The sequence below is a fragment of the Nocardioides sp. LML1-1-1.1 genome (assembly GCF_040676175.1).
GTDB lineage: Bacteria > Actinomycetota > Actinomycetes > Propionibacteriales > Nocardioidaceae > Nocardioides.
The window spans coordinates 863,653-878,467 of record NZ_JBEGHK010000001.1 but is presented as its reverse complement, the minus strand read 5'-3'; the positions used below and the strand labels follow the sequence as shown (position 1 = coordinate 878,467).

Annotated in this window: 15 protein-coding genes; 7 read left to right on the top strand and 8 right to left on the bottom strand. The window is 73.5% G+C overall.

Annotated features, from left to right (window positions below; translation table 11 throughout):
- Positions 1-109: 109 nt before the first annotated feature.
- On the top strand, positions 110-1,957 hold the full coding sequence (locus MRBLML1_RS04285; RefSeq protein ID WP_364511872.1) for a hypothetical protein: 1,848 nt from the start codon (positions 110-112) through the stop codon (positions 1,955-1,957).
- 98 nt (positions 1,958-2,055) lie between these two features.
- Here MRBLML1_RS04285 and MRBLML1_RS04280 read toward each other — a convergent pair whose 3' ends face one another.
- Positions 2,056-2,979, bottom strand: coding sequence for an oxygenase MpaB family protein (locus MRBLML1_RS04280; RefSeq protein ID WP_364511869.1), 924 nt, complete (start codon positions 2,977-2,979; stop codon positions 2,056-2,058).
- An 81-nt stretch (positions 2,980-3,060) separates the two neighbouring features.
- Here MRBLML1_RS04280 and MRBLML1_RS04275 point away from each other — a divergent pair, with 81 nt between their 5' ends.
- Positions 3,061-3,693 carry a TetR/AcrR family transcriptional regulator gene (locus MRBLML1_RS04275; RefSeq protein WP_364511866.1) on the top strand — a complete coding sequence of 211 codons (633 nt, stop codon included), beginning with the start codon at positions 3,061-3,063 and terminating at the stop codon, positions 3,691-3,693.
- Here the strand turns inward: MRBLML1_RS04275 and MRBLML1_RS04270 are convergent.
- Together MRBLML1_RS04270 and trxA are read right to left on the bottom strand one after the other, a co-directional pair.
- Positions 3,683-4,744, bottom strand: a complete 1,062-nt coding sequence (locus tag MRBLML1_RS04270) for an LLM class flavin-dependent oxidoreductase (protein WP_364511864.1) — start codon at positions 4,742-4,744, stop codon at positions 3,683-3,685. The two genes, MRBLML1_RS04275 and MRBLML1_RS04270, sit on opposite strands and share 11 nt — an antisense overlap.
- Positions 4,737-5,084 carry a thioredoxin gene (gene trxA / locus MRBLML1_RS04265; protein WP_364511862.1) on the bottom strand — a complete coding sequence of 116 codons (348 nt, stop codon included), beginning with the start codon at positions 5,082-5,084 and terminating at the stop codon, positions 4,737-4,739. The genes MRBLML1_RS04270 and trxA overlap by 8 nt, the downstream gene beginning before the upstream one ends.
- Positions 5,085-5,215: 131 nt before the next feature.
- On the opposite strand from trxA, the gene MRBLML1_RS04260 reads away from it, so the two are divergent.
- Positions 5,216-6,442 (top strand): ATP-binding protein, encoded by a 1,227-nt coding sequence (locus MRBLML1_RS04260; RefSeq protein ID WP_364511860.1) that lies wholly within the window; start codon positions 5,216-5,218, stop codon positions 6,440-6,442.
- Here the strand turns inward: MRBLML1_RS04260 and MRBLML1_RS04255 are convergent.
- A complete protein-coding gene (locus MRBLML1_RS04255) occupies positions 6,439-7,212 on the bottom strand; it encodes a glycoside hydrolase family 25 protein (protein WP_364511857.1) in 774 nt (257 codons plus the stop codon). The genes MRBLML1_RS04260 and MRBLML1_RS04255 overlap by 4 nt on opposite strands.
- A gap of 81 nt (positions 7,213-7,293) precedes the next feature.
- Between MRBLML1_RS04255 and MRBLML1_RS04250 the strand changes: the two genes are divergently transcribed.
- The 3 genes from MRBLML1_RS04250 to MRBLML1_RS04240 are packed head-to-tail and all read left to right on the top strand — an operon-like array spanning position 7,294 to position 9,704.
- Positions 7,294-7,854 carry an NYN domain-containing protein gene (locus MRBLML1_RS04250; RefSeq protein ID WP_364511854.1) on the top strand — a complete coding sequence of 187 codons (561 nt, stop codon included), beginning with the start codon at positions 7,294-7,296 and terminating at the stop codon, positions 7,852-7,854.
- Positions 7,854-8,795, top strand: a complete 942-nt coding sequence (locus tag MRBLML1_RS04245) for an NAD-dependent epimerase/dehydratase family protein (RefSeq protein WP_364511851.1) — start codon at positions 7,854-7,856, stop codon at positions 8,793-8,795. Before MRBLML1_RS04250 ends, MRBLML1_RS04245 begins: the two co-directional genes overlap by 1 nt.
- A 9-nt stretch (positions 8,796-8,804) precedes the next feature.
- A complete protein-coding gene (locus MRBLML1_RS04240; protein ID WP_364511848.1) occupies positions 8,805-9,704 on the top strand; it encodes an exodeoxyribonuclease III in 900 nt (299 codons plus the stop codon).
- A 25-nt stretch (positions 9,705-9,729) separates the two neighbouring features.
- Here the strand turns inward: MRBLML1_RS04240 and MRBLML1_RS04235 are convergent, their stop codons facing one another.
- Genes MRBLML1_RS04235 through MRBLML1_RS04220 form a run of 4 tightly spaced genes read right to left on the bottom strand, consistent with a single transcriptional unit; the run spans position 9,730 to position 14,167 of the window.
- Complete coding sequence (locus MRBLML1_RS04235) at positions 9,730-10,002, bottom strand: hypothetical protein (RefSeq protein WP_364511846.1); 273 nt, start codon at positions 10,000-10,002, stop codon at positions 9,730-9,732.
- 20 nt (positions 10,003-10,022) lie between these two features.
- On the bottom strand, positions 10,023-11,231 hold the full coding sequence (locus MRBLML1_RS04230; RefSeq protein WP_364511844.1) for an MFS transporter: 1,209 nt from the start codon (positions 11,229-11,231) through the stop codon (positions 10,023-10,025).
- A gap of 4 nt (positions 11,232-11,235) precedes the next feature.
- Complete coding sequence (locus MRBLML1_RS04225) at positions 11,236-11,664, bottom strand: hypothetical protein (protein ID WP_364511842.1); 429 nt, start codon at positions 11,662-11,664, stop codon at positions 11,236-11,238.
- Between the two features lie 13 nt (positions 11,665-11,677).
- Complete coding sequence (locus MRBLML1_RS04220; RefSeq protein ID WP_364511840.1) at positions 11,678-14,167, bottom strand: molybdopterin-dependent oxidoreductase; 2,490 nt, start codon at positions 14,165-14,167, stop codon at positions 11,678-11,680.
- Between the two features lie 89 nt (positions 14,168-14,256).
- Between MRBLML1_RS04220 and MRBLML1_RS04215 the strand changes: the two genes are divergently transcribed.
- Positions 14,257-14,805: a TetR/AcrR family transcriptional regulator gene (locus MRBLML1_RS04215; RefSeq protein WP_364511838.1), complete on the top strand. Its 549-nt coding sequence runs from the start codon at positions 14,257-14,259 to the stop codon at positions 14,803-14,805.
- Positions 14,806-14,815 lie beyond the last annotated feature (10 nt).

Genomic DNA, 14,815 nt, shown 5'->3' with positions numbered 1-14,815 from the left:
GATTTCTCGAGGCTCGATCAGTGCTCCCTCTGCCGCTTTTCGGACGGCCCCGCTTCCGACCGATCGGACGTGCGGTGGGCACGGCCGCCAGACCTGTGGGGACACCGAGATGAACCAGTCAGCGCGGCGCGAGGGCCGCATCTTCCGCCGGGCCCAGGGCCGGCGCACCGGGCTGGGGAAGCGCACCGCGCTCACCCTCCCGGTCGCCGCTCTGGTCGCCGTGACGACCTTCATGGCGCCCGGGTACGCCGACGACGCCGGTGACGGCGGCGACGCACCCGCCTCCGCCGAGACCCCGGCCGACGCTCCGGCGCCGGACCCGGCTCCCGCGCCCGAGCCGGCCCCCGAGCCGGAGCCCGCCCCGGAGCCGAAGCCCGAGCCGGAGCCCGCCCCCGAACCGGCTCCCGAGCCCGCCCCGCAGGAGGAGCCGGCGGCGCAGCCGCAGGAGGCTCCCGCGGACGCCGTACCGGCGGGTGACGGCGCGGAGGACAGCGCCAACGAGGTGCCCGCCAAGGCTCCGCAGGAGCCCGGCACCAAGAACACCGGCGACGACAAGTCCGGCAGCACCGCCGAGGTGAAGGCCGCCGCCGTCCCGGCCGCGGTGAACACCAAGAAGGTCGTGGTCTGCAAGTACGCCGCCAAGCCGGGCGTCAACGAGAAGGCGCAGACGATCATCATCGTCAGCACGAGCACGCTCGGGAAGGGGTGGCCGGTCGGCACCTTCCCGTACGTCTTCGCCGACGCGCACAACCTCTCGGTCGCGATCCGCTACGCCAACGACGGCGAGCGCTCCAACCAGCTCGACATCACCGAGTGCGACCCGGCCCCGGGCCCGGTCGAGATCACGCCGCCGACGCCGGTCCTCAACGACCCGTGCGGCACGGGCAACGCGACCTGGAGCGTCGCCACCGGGCCGTACGACATCACGGTCAACCCGGACGGCAGCATCACCCTGACGGCCGACTCCGGCTACGAATTCCCGGGTGGCGCGCCGACGTACCAGATCGCGGCGCCGGTCGAGACGAACACCGCGGCCTGCCCGGTCAACGAGAAGAAGGTCGTCGTCTGCAAGTACGCCGCCACGCCCGGTGGCGGCGAGAAGCTGCAGACGATCGTGATCGTGAGCGTCAGCGCGCTCGGCCAGAACTGGCCGGTGGGCACCTTCCCGTGGGAGTTCGCCGACGCCCAGTTCAAGTCGATCGCGATCCGCTACGCCAACGACGGCGAGCAGGCGCAGGACGTCCCGCTCTCCGCCTGCCCGGGTGACACCGAGGTGCTGGACCGTCCGGACCTGGACGTCGACGACCCGTGCGGCCCGGACAACGCGGCCTACGTCAACATCCCGGCGAGCCCGAACTACGACATCGCGGTGGACCCGGACGACGGCAGCGTCGAGCTGACGGCGCACGCGGGCTTCGTGTTCGACGGTGGTGAGCCGGTCATCGCCTACGACCCGCCGATCGACAGCGGCACGCCGTGCCCGGTGGCGCGGGCCGTGGTGGCCTGCGTCTACCCGGACACCCCGCGGATCGCCGCCGGCGTCCCGCTGGGCACGATCGTCGTCCTCGACGAGCTGACGGCCATCGCGAACGGCTTCCTGGGGATCTTCCCGTTCGACTACACCAGCGGCAACGACACGGTGTCGGTGCTCGCCTACACCCAGCCGGGCCAGACGGCGGCAGACTTCGACCCGCTCGAGATGTGCGGTGAGGTCGGTGGCATCTGCGAGGACGCCGCGACCGACCCGGACGCCGTGGACGGGGACGGGGAGCCCTGCACGCCGCCGAGCGAGCCGGGCGAGCCGAGTGAGCCGAGCGAGCCGGGCGAGACCGGTGGCATCGTCGCCACGGGCTTGCCGAACACGGGTGGCCCCGCCGGGTTCCTGCTCCCGCTGGGTGCACTGCTCGTGCTCCTGGGAGCCGGGATGGTCATGGTGAGGCGTCCCCACTCCGCCTGACCATGGTCGGGAGCCCCTCCTCGTGAGGGGTACCTGACAGCCCGGGTCGGGTCAGGGATGGCCGAGAGTCCGGGTGTTCGCCCCGCCGCAGGCAAGCGCTACTGCGGCGGGGCGAACGACGTCAGCTGGGTCTTGCGGTAGGCCGCCCGCAGTTGCTCGTAGCGCAGGCGGTTGTGGGCCAGCGGGTCCAGCAGGAGCCACTGCGGCAGCACGCGGCGCGCACCGCGGACCAGGGCGGCGTAGAGCCGGAACTCCCGCTCGCGCCGGCGGGTCCAGCGCACGCCGAGCAGCTCACGCATCCGCGGGTGGGCGGCCCTCTCGGCGCAGATCTTCGCGGGCCTGGTCAGCGCCGGTGTGAGCAGCCGCCAGGCCGGGGTGAGCAGCAGGTGCAGCCAGCGTGGGCCGAGGAGGGTCGGCACGGGGAGCGCGTCGAAGCTCCGGTTGGCCCACTGCAGGAACTCGTTGTCGTCGAGCCGGGTCGCCGCGACCTCGTCGTAGTAGGCCTCCGCCTCGCTCCGGGTGCGCGGCAGCCGGGCCCGCTCGCTGGGCAGGTCGAAGTCGGACAGGTGCAGCACGGTCGCGTAGACGACGTCGCGCTCGGCCTCGCTCAGCCCCGGGTACGTCGTGACGTAGCCGGTGTGGAAGACCAGCATGCTCGTCGTACCGACCCACTTCCACACGTCGGGGTTGAGCGCGCTGTAGCGCTCGCCCGCGAAGTGGCCCTGCCCGCGGCCGCGCACCTCACCGTGCAGGTCCTTGAGCCGGGTCGCCATGGCGGCCCGGTCGGCCTCGTCGCCGAAGAGCAGGAGCGGCCCCCACAGGCCGCTGCGGATGCCGCGGTCGGTGAAGTTCGCGGCGAACCGCCCGCTGGCGTCGACGGCGGCGGCGACCTCGCGCCAGGCCACCTGGTCGAGGGCCAGCCGGCCGTAGAGGGCGAACGTCGCCGGCGTGCCCAGCCAGCGGCGGACGTCGGCCGCCAGCGCGGCGTGCGGCTGGGACGGGTGCCAGGGGGCGACGGACATGGCGGCTCCTCGGGATCAGTCAACGAGTGTTGACAGATCCCCATCCAGCCATCTGCTCACGGCTGTGTCAAGATGTCCGCCATGACCGACGCCCGACGCTACGGCGGCCAGGACGCCGCCCAGCGCGTGGCGGAGCGCCGTGCCCGGCTGCTCGCCGCGGGCCTCGCCGTGATGGGCGAGCGCGGCGTCGCCGGCGCCACCGTGCGCGGCGTCGCCGAAGCGTCCGGGCTCGCGGCGCGCTACTTCTACGAGAGCTTCGAGAGCATCGAGGCGCTCCAGCTCGCGGTCTTCGACGCGATCGTCGCGGAGGCCGAGACCCGCGCGGTCGCGGCGCTCGGCACCGCGCCCGGCGACCCGGTCGGCCGCGTCCGCGCGGTGCTGGCCGAGATGGTCGACCTCTACCTCGACGACCCGGCGAAGGGCCGGGTCGCGCTCGTCGACTCGGTCAGCTCGCCGATGCTCGGGCCGCGGGTGCTCGCCGAGAGCAGCCGGTTCGCCGGGATGGTCGCGGCCACCGCCTCCAGCGGCGACCCCGCGGCCGCCGCGGACGGTCTCCCGGTCGAGCTGCGGGCCACCGCGCAGTTCCTCATCGGCGGGGTCGCGCACACCATCGGCGCGGTGCTCCGCGGCGACCTGCCGGCCGACCGCGAGCAGCTCGTCGAGGTGATGGTCGGGCTCTTCCTCGCCGTCCGGCCCGACCTGGTCAGGCGCTGACCGGCGCCTCCGCCAGCAGCTCGCGCACCCGCGGGACCACCGCGGTGCCGTAGAGCTCGATGCTGCGCAGCAGCAGCGGGTGCGGCATCGAGCCGTTGCTGTACTTCAGGTCGAAGCGCTGGATGCCCAGCGCCCGCGCGGTCGCGGCGATCTTGCGCGCGACGGTCTCCGGGGAGCCGACGTAGAGCGAGCCCTGCTCGACCTCGGCGTCGTACTGCTCGCGGGTGACCGGGCCCCAGCCGCGCTCGGCACCGATCCGGTCGCGGTTGGCCTTGAAGTGCGGGTAGAGCAGCTCGCGGGCCTCCTCGTCGGTGTCCGCGACGAAGCCCGGCGAGTGCACCCCGAGCGGGAGCGAGGGCTGCTCGAGCTCGGTGAGCGCGCGACGGTAGAGGTCGGCGTACGGCGCGAAGCGGGCCGGGTCGCCGCCGATGATCGCCAGCATCAGCGGGAAGCCGTAGCGGGCTGCCCGGACCACCGACTCCGGCGAGCCGCCGACGCCGATCCAGGTCGGGATGTGGCCGCGCTCGGTGCGCGGGAAGACGTGGGCCTCGCGCAGCGGGGCGCGCAGGGTGCCGTTGCTCCAGGAGACCGTGCCCTCGCCCTGCAGCGCGGACCAGAGGTCGAGCTTCTCGGCGAAGAGCCGCTCGTAGTCGGCCATGTCGAAGCCGAAGAGCGGGAAGGACTCGGTGAACGAGCCGCGGCCGAGGGTGATCTCGGCACGGCCACCGGACACCGCGTCCAGGGTGGCGAAGCGCTCGTAGACCCGGACCGGGTCGTCGGAGCTGAGCACGGTCACCGCCGTGCCGAGCAGGATCCGCTCGGTCCGGGCCGCGATCGCCGCCAGCACCATCTCCGGCGCGGAGACGGCGAAGTCGTCGCGGTGGTGCTCGCCGATGCCGATCGCGTCGACACCGACCCGGTCGGCGAGCTCGGCCTCCGCGACCAGGTTGCGGATCACCTGCGGGTAGGGCACCCGCTCGCCCGTGTCGGGGTCGAGGGTGACGTCGCCGAAGGTGTCGAGCCCGAGCTGCAGGACGGTCGGCTCAGTCATCGGTCGGAGCGGCGGCCGGGTCGAAGTCACGGACCGCGCTGATCACCTGCTCCAGCGCCGGGCCGGGCAGTGCACCCGCCTGGGAGAACACCAGGGCGCCGTTCTTGAAGGCCATCAGCGTCGGGATCGAGGTCACCCGGGCCGCCGCGGCGAGCTGCTGCTCCTCCTCGGTGTTGACCGAGGCGAAGACCAGGTCGCCGTGCTTCTCCGAGGCCTCCTCGTAGATCGGCGCGAAGTTGCGGCACGGACCGCACCAGGACGCCCAGAAGTCGACGAAGACGATCTGGTTGTCGAGGACCGTCTGCTCGAAGTTGCCGGCGGTGAGGTCGATGGTGGACATGCCCTGGTCAACGCCCGAGGCCAGCGAGAGATTCCGGGGCGTCGGTGGCAGGACCCCACCTGGCGTCTGACAAGCCTTAGAGCGACTTATAAGAAACAGATAAAGTCGTCTAAAGTCTGTAAGGTGGCAGGGTGAAGGCGCTGACCAACCCCTATACGCCGAATGCCGGGGCCGAGCCACAGGCCGTCGTCGGCCGCGACGACCAGCTGGAGTCCTTCGATCTGCTGCTGGCGCGCATCGCCTCCGGCCGGACCGAGCAGTCGATGATCATCACGGGGCTGCGCGGTGTGGGCAAGACGGTGCTGCTCGGCCAGTTCCGGACGAAGGCGCTCGCACGTGATTGGGTGGTGGTCGAGCTCGAGGTCAGCAAGAACGACGAGAACGGCTTCCGCCGCGACATCGCAACCCGGCTCCGTACCGCCCTCTTCGAGCTGTCGCCGAAGGCCAGGTGGTCCGACCGCTTCCGGCACGCTGCCGCGGTCCTGAAGTCCTTCACCCTCCACGTCGACGCGGCGGGTGCATGGACCGCGGGCCTCGATGTCGAGGCTGCCGAAGGCTTCGCGGACCATGCCAATCTGGCCCTCGATCTCACCGACCTCCTGCTCGCCGTCGGCGAGGCCGCGGCCGAACGGGACCGGGGGGTGGTGCTGCTCTTCGACGAGGTCCAGTTCCTCAGCAAGCAGCAGCTGGAGGCCGTCATCGAGGGGCTTCACAAGATGGTGCAGCGCAAGCTGCCGATCACCATGGTCGCCGCGGGTCTGCCCCAGATCGCGGAGCTCGCGGGCGACGCCAAGTCCTATGCCGAGCGACTCTTCAAGTTCCCGGCGATCGGGATCCTGTCTCCCGAGGACGCCCGGGAGGCGCTCGTCCGACCCGCGCAGGACGAGGACGCGGACTACACCTCCGACGCCTTGGACGAGGCCGTCGCCCTGACCGGTCGCTACCCGTACTTCCTCCAGGAGCTGGGGTACGCCGTCTGGACGATCGCGGAGGGGCCCATCATCACGCGTGATGACGTCGTCGCTGCCGTTCCGGGCTACGAGGCAAAGCTGGACGAGTCGTTCTTCCGGGTGCGTCTGGACCGGGCAACTGAGTTGCAGCGGGCCTACCTGCGGGCCATGGCCCAGCTCGGCCCGGAGCCACAGAAAGCGTCCGTGGTCGCGGAGGTGATGGGTCCCGACCGGACGTCGGAGAACCTCGCGCCCACCCGCGCCGAGCTCATCAACATGGGTCTGCTCTACACGCCCGAACACGGATACGCCGCCTTCACAGTGCCGCACTTCGACCAGTTCGTGTTGCGCGCCATCCCCAACCTGGTCGTGCCGGCGGTGAAGCGGCGCAAGCCACGAAGCGGCTAGTCGGAACGGTCGGCTCTCATCCGGTTCAGGTCCACGTTGCCGCTCATCCCGGGCACCGACCCGGCGTCGTCGTGCTGCCACACCGCCCAGGGACGGCGCGGCGGGCGGTCGCCCAGGCGTCGTACCCACTGGGGGTGGGAGGCCAGGTCGTCCGCGAAGCCGTAGCGCGCCTCGAGCTCGGGGTAGAGGTAGACCAGCGTCCGCATCCCCGTGGCGCGGTCGACCCGGCGCAGGAAGGCGCGCACCTCGGTCAGGAGCGCCGCCGGCGCCGGCGGGTCGGCACAGCTGCCCTGGAGCTCCAGGTCGAGCGCGGGCGGGATGCTGGACCGCGCGTCGCCGAGCACGGCGAGGAAGTGCTCGGCCTGCGCGGCGCCGTCGGAGCAGAGCTGGAAGTAGTGGTAGCCCGCGACGTCGATGCCGGCCCGGGTCGCCTTGCGCCGGTTGTCGGCGAAGTCCGGGTCGGTGAAGCCGGTGCCCTCGCTCGCCTTGAGGTAGGCGAAGGTGATCCCGCTGCGCGCGACCTCCCGCCAGGCGATCGGGCCCTGGTGGTGGGAGGCGTCGATGCCGTCGCGGTACGACGGCGCGGGATCCCGCGTGGGGACGGGGGTCGGGCTGGCGGTGGTCGGAGTCGCGGTGGTCGGAGTCGCGGTGGTCGGAGTCGCGGTGGTCGGTGTCGGGGTGGGGGCCGGGGTGGGCCGGGTGTCCGTCGTACCGCCCCCGCAGGCACTCAGCGCGAGGGTGAGCGCCGCCAGCACCGCAGGGATCCGCATGCGCCCAGCCTGTCAGGCCGTGCGGGTGGCGGCGACCGCCGTCCCCTGCGGGCGCGTGTGCGGAGGGCGTAGGTTTCTCGCATGGGCGAGACCGCGCGGACCACCCACGTCCTGGTGGACGGGGAGAACATCGACGCCACCCTCGGCAACTCGATCCTCGGCCGCCGGCCGCGACCCGAGGAGCGGCCGCGCTGGGAGCGCCTGCTGCAGTTCGTGGAGCGGCAGTGGGGGCAGCCGACGAACGGGCTGTTCTTCCTGGCGGCCAACACCGAGCTGCCGATGTCCTTCGTGCAGGCGCTGATGGCGATCGGCTACCGGCCGATCCCGCTGTCCGGTGGTCCGGGCCAGAAGGTCGTGGACATCGCCATCCAGCGCACCCTGGCCGAGCTGCGCAGCCGGGACGCCGACGTCGTCCTGGTCAGCAACGACGGTGACTTCGTCGAGCAGGTCGAGGACCTGCTGGACGGGCGCCGGATCGGGCTGGCGGGGTTCACCGAGTTCCGCAACAGCGCGTTCGGCCAGTTCGCGGGACGCGGGCTGCAGTTCTTCGACCTGGAGTACGACATGCTCGCGTTCAACGAGCGGCTCCCCCGGGTCCGGATCATCCCGATCGACGACTTCGACCCGGCCGCCTTCCTCTGATGCGGCTGCTCGTGCTCGGGGGCACGCAGTTCCTCTCCCGCGAGGTGGCCGCGCAGGCCGCCCAGCGCGGGCACGAGGTGGTCTGCGCCAACCGCGGGCAGTCGGGCACGGTCCCGCCCGGCGTCACCACGGTGACCTGGGACCGCGACGAGCCGGCGCCGCCGGACCTCCGCGCCGCCGGGCCGTACGACGCCGTGGTCGACGTCGCGCGCCGGCCGGCGCACGTGCGGCACGCCCTCGACGTCGTGGCGGACACGCACTGGGTGTTCGTCTCGACCATCTCCGTCTACGCCGACGACAGCGACCCCGCCGGGCCGGGCGCGGGACGGCTGCACGAGCCGGTGGGCGAGGAGTACGGCCCGCTCAAGGTGGTCTGCGAGGACCTCGTCCGCAGCCGGGCGACGTCGGCGACGGTGCTGCGGCCGGGCCTGATCGTCGGGCCGGGTGACCCGACCGGGCGCTTCGCCTACTGGGCGCGCCGGACCGGGGAGGCCGGTGCGCTCGTCGGCCCGGGCGAGCCGGACAGCCTGGTCCAGGTGATCGACGTGCGTGACCTCGCCGCATGGATCCTCGTCCTGGCCGAGCAGCAGCCCGGGGTGACCCTCGACGCCGTCGGCCCCCGGTCGCCGATGAGCGACTTCGTCGGCGCGATCGCCCCGGAGGCGGCGGTGACCTGGCTCCCGGACGACTTCCTGGCCGGCCAGGGCGTGGAGCCGTGGACCGGGTCCGGCAGCATCCCCGTGTGGCTCCCGCGGCCGGCGTACGACGGCATGCTGGCCCACGACGCGCAGCCGGCCCTCGACGCCGGGCTCACCGTCCGCCCCCTCGCGGAGACCGCGCGGGACACCCGCGCGTGGCTGGAGTCCGACCCCACGGCGCGGATCGGCGGGATCACCCGGGAGCGGGAGGCCGCCCTCCTCGACGCCTGGCGCACCGCCTAGTCTCCTGCGGTGCTCCGCATCGCCACCGTCAACGTCAACGGCATCCGCGCGGCCCACCGCCGCGGCTTCGGCGACTGGCTCGCGACCCGCGGGTGCGACGTGGTCACCCTGCAGGAGGTGCGCTGCCCGGAGGAAGCGCTGCCGGAGGAGGCGTTCGGCCACTTCCACGCCAGCCACGACCTCGGCCAGGTCGCCGGCCGCAACGGCGTCGCGGTGCTCACCCGGGTCCCACCGGTGGCGGTGCGCACCTGGTCGGTGCCGGACCCGGAGCGGCCGCTGGCCCGCGAGCTGAGGAAGCACGCGACCGAGGGCCGGTACGTCGAGGTCGACCTCGCCGACGTACCGCTGACCGTGGCCAGCCTCTACCTCCCCAAGGGCGGCCTGCCGGCGCACCTGCAGGACCCGCGGCGGATGCGCGAGAACCCCGACGGGGGAGCGAAGTACGACCGCAAGATGGCCTTCCTCGCAGGCTTCGCCCGGCACCTGTCGGCGGCCCGGCGCCGGGCGGCGAGCGCGGGCCGGGAGTTCCTGCTGACGGGCGACCTGAATGTCGCGCACACCCGGCTGGACGTCGCGAGCTGGCGGCGCAGCAACCAGGTCGAGGGCTTCCTGCCCGAGGAGCGTGCCTGGCTGGACGCCCAGCTGACCCCGCGCACGCTGGTGGACGTGGTGCGCCGGCTGCACCCGGAGACCGAGGGCCCCTACTCCTGGTGGAGCTGGCTGGGCCAGGCCTACGCCAAGGACGCCGGCTGGCGGATCGACTACCACCTCGCGACGCCCGCGCTCGCCCGGGCGGCCCGCGACGCGGTCGTCGACCGGGAGCACCTCGGGGTGCGGCTCAGCGACCACGCGCCCGTGGTCGTCGACTACGACATGTCCCAGGTGTCGGGACGAGCGAGCCGGAGCTGACGTGCGGTCTGCCGCCCTCGGGGCCTCAGCTGCCCATGCTCGCCAGGGCTGAGACGCCGTAGAGCACCGCGACCAGCCACACCACGACGCCGCCGTAGACCGCCCGGCCGACCGGCGTCCCCCAGCGCCTTCCGGCCCAGAGTGCGAGGGCGATCGTGAGGGCGGGGGTCACGAAGAACAGCGCGAACCAGGGGCCCTCGCTGAGGAAGCCGTCCCGGGAGGTCAGGAGCAGGACGGCGGCGAGGTTCACCGCGGCGCTGAGGAGGAACGCGCCCACCACCGCCTGACGACCTGCCACGGCGCCAGGCTACCGTCGGCTCAGCCGACCCGACGCTCTCCGTGCACGGGTACGACGGACACGGCCACCAGCGGGAAGAGGGCCGCCAGCGCGAAGGTCGCGCCGTAGGAACCGGCCGTGATCGCGAGCCCGGCCAGGGGCGGCACGGCCACGGCCGCCAGGTGCTGAGCGGTGTTCTGCAGGCCGAGCGCGCGCCCGGACCAGAACGGCCCGGCCCGCTCGGCGACGGCGGTGAAGGCGAGCCCGTTGTCGGCGACGGTGACGGCGGAGGCGACGACGAGCAGGACGACCGCCGCGGCGGTCACCGGCCCGGAGCCGTCGGCGGCGAGCGCGGCCGCGCCGAGCAGCGCCATCGTGGCCGCCGCGAGGACGGCGACCGACCGCATCGGGCGCATCCGGCTGCCGACCCGGTCGGAGGCCCAGCCGGCGCCGACCCGCGCCGCCGCACCGGCGACCTGCGTGCCGGCCACGACCCCGCCGGCGACGCCCGGCGACCAGCCGAGGTCCTCCACCAACCAGGTCAGCCCGAAGGTCCAGACCAGGAACTGCGGGACCACGAGCAGCACGGAGGCCCCGTGCACGCGGGCGAGGAAGGCGTCGGCGCGGTAGGGGTTGGTGACCTCGGCCGCCGCCGCGCGGTCCGGCCGGGGCGGGTCGACGACGACCAGGGCCACCAGCACCGCGCTCAGGGCCGCCGCGATCGTGGGCACCCACAGCGCCGGGCCGATGCCCGCGTGGTGCGCCACGACGGCGACGGTGGCCGCGGCCAGGCCGACGCCCAGCGGCTGCCCGGTCTGCCGGATGCCCATCGCGAGGCCCCGCTGCTCCGGCGGGAACCAGCCCACGACGACCCGGCCGGAGGCGGAGTTCGTCGCCGCGGCGCCCACCCCGGCGACGCACAGCGCCGCCGCCATCGGCCACGGCTCGCCCATCAGCGTCGCCACGGCGCCGCCCCCGGCGGTGATCGCCAACCCGGTCAGCAGCGCGAACCGCTCACCGCGCCGGTCCACCACCACGCCCCACAGCACGAGGGTGCACATCAGCCCGGCTGTCGCGGCCGCCGCGACCAGACCCGCCTCGGCGAGGCTCATCCCGTGCCCGCCCTCACCCACCGGGCGGTGCAGCTCGGGGATGAGGAACGACGGCGCGGTGACCATCGCGGCGCTGGCGGCCTGGGCCGTCGTACCGGCGGCCAGCATCGCCCACCGGCGCGCGACCGAGATCGTCATGGCCTCAGTGCATCACATTGCCCATTGAATGAGACAGATCTGTCCGCCTGTCGGACATGCGGGCGCGGACGTTGGCGTCCGAGCAGAAGCCGGAGCCGTCGGCCTTGAGGCACAGCAGGCCGAGCAGCCGGTCGTCCTCGGCGATCACGGCCAGCCTGCGGGTGGCGGTCTGCCGCATCCACGCACCGACCTCCGCGAGCGACTCGCCCGGCGCCGTGACGCGGCCCGCGGTGCGCCCGTGCCAGCGGACAGGCCCGCCGACCGCGCCGACGAGGTCGGCCCGGGTCAGCGTGGTGACCAGCCGGGAGCCGCGGGTCAGCAGGAGCAGGTGCACCTTCGGGTCCGCGAACGCCGCCCGCGCCTCCTCGACCCGGACCGAGGCGGGCAGCGTCTTCGGGATGGTCACCATCGCGTCGGCGACCGTCCGGGTCACCGCGCCCCCCGGGTCACAGGGCCTCGACCCGCGCGGGGACGTGCTTGTGCCACGGCGTCCCCCAGAACCGGTCGCGCCGGGTGTTCGACGTCAGCTGGTTGAGCGGGACCCCGACCAGGCTCTCGCCGTCCTGGTCCGGGTAGGTCACGCCCAGCCCGTTCGGGAGCGAGACGTGCCCGGCCTGCATGATGTCGTTGACCTCGACCGCCGCCTCCGCGCTGCCGCGCTCGGTGACGACCCGGGCCCGGCCGCCGTCGGTCAGCCCGAGGGCCTCGGCGTCCTCGGGGGAGACCCGCAGTGCGCCCTCGGCGTCACGACGGCGCCACTCGGGGTTGCGGATGATCACGTTGGCGGTGAAGGAGCGGCGCTCGCCGGCCGAGAGCACCAGCGGGAACTCCGCGCTGGTGTACGCCGCGGGCGCGGCCAGCACGGCGTCCAGCTCGGCCAGCAGCTCGGGCACGACGAGGTGGAAGCGGCCGTCCTCGTGGCGGACGTAGTCCCAGGCGTCGTCGTAGGTGTCGACGGTGAAGGTGACCCCCTCGCGCCGCTCGACGACCGCCTCGAAGAGGGCCTGCCCCGTGCGGAAGCCGGCCCCGGTGAAGCCGGCCCGGGCGAGACCCTCGGGGTGTGCGATGGCGGCGAGCTGGGCCAGGCCCCACACGGTCGCGGTCGCCTCGCGGCCCGCGCCGAGGGTGCGGCCCAGCGTCCGGTGGAGCAGGTACGGCGTCAGCCCGCGCAGGTCCTCCCGCGCGTGGACGGTGCCGAAGAACGCCAGCGCGAAGGCCTCCGGGCCCACCCGCGCCGCCGCGGTGAGCTGGTCGAGCAGGGCGGGCTCGACCACGTCGAGCCGGTCGATCACCTCCGCGTAGATGTCGGCCTCCGGCCTCGTCCCGGGCAGCGGCGACATCAGCGGCGCGCGGAGCTGGAAGGCGTTGTGCGGGAAGTGCAGCGTGAAGAGCGAGGCCTCCCACTTCTCGAACTGGCTCGCCGCGGGCAGCACGTAGTCCGCGCAGCGGGCGGTCTCGGTCATCGCCACGTCGATGACCACGCTCAGGTCGAGCTGCGCGAACGCCGCGCGCAGCTGCTCGGACTCCGGCAGCGAGTGCACCGGGTTGGACGCCTCGACCCACAGCGCCCGCACTCGCTGGGGGTGGTCGGTGAGGATCTCCTCGGCGAGCGCGGAGGCGGGCATGATGCCGCCGATCACCCGGGCGCCGGTGACCGGCGTCGTCTCGGGTGCGGAGTGGTACATCGCCAGCCGGCCCGCCAGGTCCGCCGCGAGCGGCACCGCCACCGCCTCGAAGAAGGTGTCCAGCGCGCCGGTCGCCAGGGCGTTGGCCACCTTCCCGGTCCCGGTACGACGGCCCGCCAGCGCCACCCCACGGCGGACCGCCCCGGAGCCGAGCCCCATCGCGGCCAGGCCGAGCGTGCGCCGTACCTGCTGGCGGGCGAGGCGACGGTCGCGGTCGATCGGGAACCAGTAGCCCGCGACGGGGAACATCCAGGAGTGCATGTGCATGCCGCCGGGCTTGGCGAAGCTGCCGGTGAGGATCCACAGCATCTTCTGCACGTAGGACACCACGGTGCTGTTCGGCGCCATCTGCACCCCGAGGTCCTCGTACGTCGCCACGCTCTCCGCGTCCGCGATCCGCCGTGCCGCGGCCCGGACCAGCTCCTCCTCGACGCCGCAGGTCGCGGCACAGGCGGCGATGTCGACGCCGCGGTAGTGCGCGAGCAGCGTCTCCACCCCCTCCGCGTGGGCGGCCAGCCAGTCGTGCGCGACGAGGTCCTCCTGGACCAGGGTCGCGACCATGGCCGCCAGGCACCACACGTCGGTGCCCGGGCGGACCCGGAGGTGGAAGTCGGCGAGCTCCGCGGTCTCCGAGCGGCGCGGGTCGATGACGATCATCGACCGCTTGGGGTCGCGGGCGATCTCGCGCAGGGTGGGCCGGGAGCGGGCGACGCCGTGCGACTGCCACGGGTTCTTACCCACGAACACCGACACCTCGGCGTGCTCGAAGTCGCCGGAGGTGTGGCTGCCGTAGAGCAGCTCGTCGACCCATGCCTCGCCGGTCTTCTCCTGCGCGAGCGCGTTGGAGTAGAGCCGGACGCCGAGGGCGCTCATCAGCGCCCGCCCGTGCGCGCCCTGCAGGTGGTTGCCCTGGCCGCCACCGCCGTAGAACGCGATGCTCTCGCCGCCGTGCGCGTCGCGGACCGCGCCCAGCCGCTCGGCGATCTCGTCGAGCGCCGTCGTCCAGTCGACCGGCTCGTAGGTGCCGTCGGGCCGACGCCGCATCGGGGTGTCCAGCCGGTGCCGGCCGTTCTGGTAGTAGTCCAGGCGCAGCGGCTTCTCGCAGGTGTAGCCCTGCGACTCGGGGTGCTCCTTGTCGCCGCGGATCTTCGCCAGCCGCCGCCCGTCGAGCGCGACCTCCAGGCCGCAGTTGCACTCGCAGAGGATGCAGGCGGTCTTCTGCCAGGTGGGCTCGGGTGCCGTGGTCGCCATGTCCCGACCCTCCGCTATGCAACATGTCATAGTCAAGAGTGACGGTAGGGTGATCCGGGTCGCACGGAGGAGACCGGTAGGAGAGGCACGTGGCGCGTGGCACGCGACAGCGGATGCTGGACAGCGCGGTGGCGCTGCTGCGGGAGGGCGGCACCGGCGCGGTGACCCTCGACGCGGTGCTGACCCGCAGCCAGGCGCCCCGCGGCTCGATCTACCACCACTTCCCCGGCGGACGGAACCAGCTGCTGCTCGAGGCCGGGGAGCAGGGCGCCGACTTCATCGGCACGATGATCGAGAGCGCCACCGGCGGCCCCGCCGAGCTGGTCGAGCTGTTCGTGGAGTTCTGGCGCGGGCTGCTCGTCGAGAGCGACTACGACGCGGGCTGCCCGGTCGGCGCGCTCGCGCTCAGCCCCGGCTCGCCGGAGACCGCCGAGGTCGCCCGCCGCGCCTTCACCCGCTGGACCGACGCCATCGCCGCGCTGCTCGTCGCCGACGGTCGTGGTGCCGACGAGGCGCGCTCACTGGCGAGCGCCGCCGTCGCGGCCGTGGAGGGTGCGATCATGCTCGCCCGCACCTACCGCTCGTCCCAGCCGCTCGACGACGTCGCGAAGGTGCTGCGCAGCCACCTCGCCGGCTAGCACGGTCCGA

Coding starts and splice junctions, on each gene's coding strand:
- MRBLML1_RS04285 (WP_364511872.1), top strand. CDS start 110: ATGAACCAGTCAGCGCGGCGCGAGGGCCGCATCTTCCGCCGGGCCCAG.
- MRBLML1_RS04280 (WP_364511869.1), bottom strand. CDS start 2,979: ATGTCCGTCGCCCCCTGGCACCCGTCCCAGCCGCACGCCGCGCTGGCG.
- MRBLML1_RS04275 (WP_364511866.1), top strand. CDS start 3,061: ATGACCGACGCCCGACGCTACGGCGGCCAGGACGCCGCCCAGCGCGTG.
- MRBLML1_RS04270 (WP_364511864.1), bottom strand. CDS start 4,744: ATGACTGAGCCGACCGTCCTGCAGCTCGGGCTCGACACCTTCGGCGAC.
- trxA (WP_364511862.1), bottom strand. CDS start 5,084: ATGTCCACCATCGACCTCACCGCCGGCAACTTCGAGCAGACGGTCCTC.
- MRBLML1_RS04255 (WP_364511857.1), bottom strand. CDS start 7,212: ATGCGGATCCCTGCGGTGCTGGCGGCGCTCACCCTCGCGCTGAGTGCC.
- MRBLML1_RS04250 (WP_364511854.1), top strand. CDS start 7,294: ATGGGCGAGACCGCGCGGACCACCCACGTCCTGGTGGACGGGGAGAAC.
- MRBLML1_RS04245 (WP_364511851.1), top strand. CDS start 7,854: ATGCGGCTGCTCGTGCTCGGGGGCACGCAGTTCCTCTCCCGCGAGGTG.
- MRBLML1_RS04230 (WP_364511844.1), bottom strand. CDS start 11,231: ATGACGATCTCGGTCGCGCGCCGGTGGGCGATGCTGGCCGCCGGTACG.
- MRBLML1_RS04220 (WP_364511840.1), bottom strand. CDS start 14,167: ATGGCGACCACGGCACCCGAGCCCACCTGGCAGAAGACCGCCTGCATC.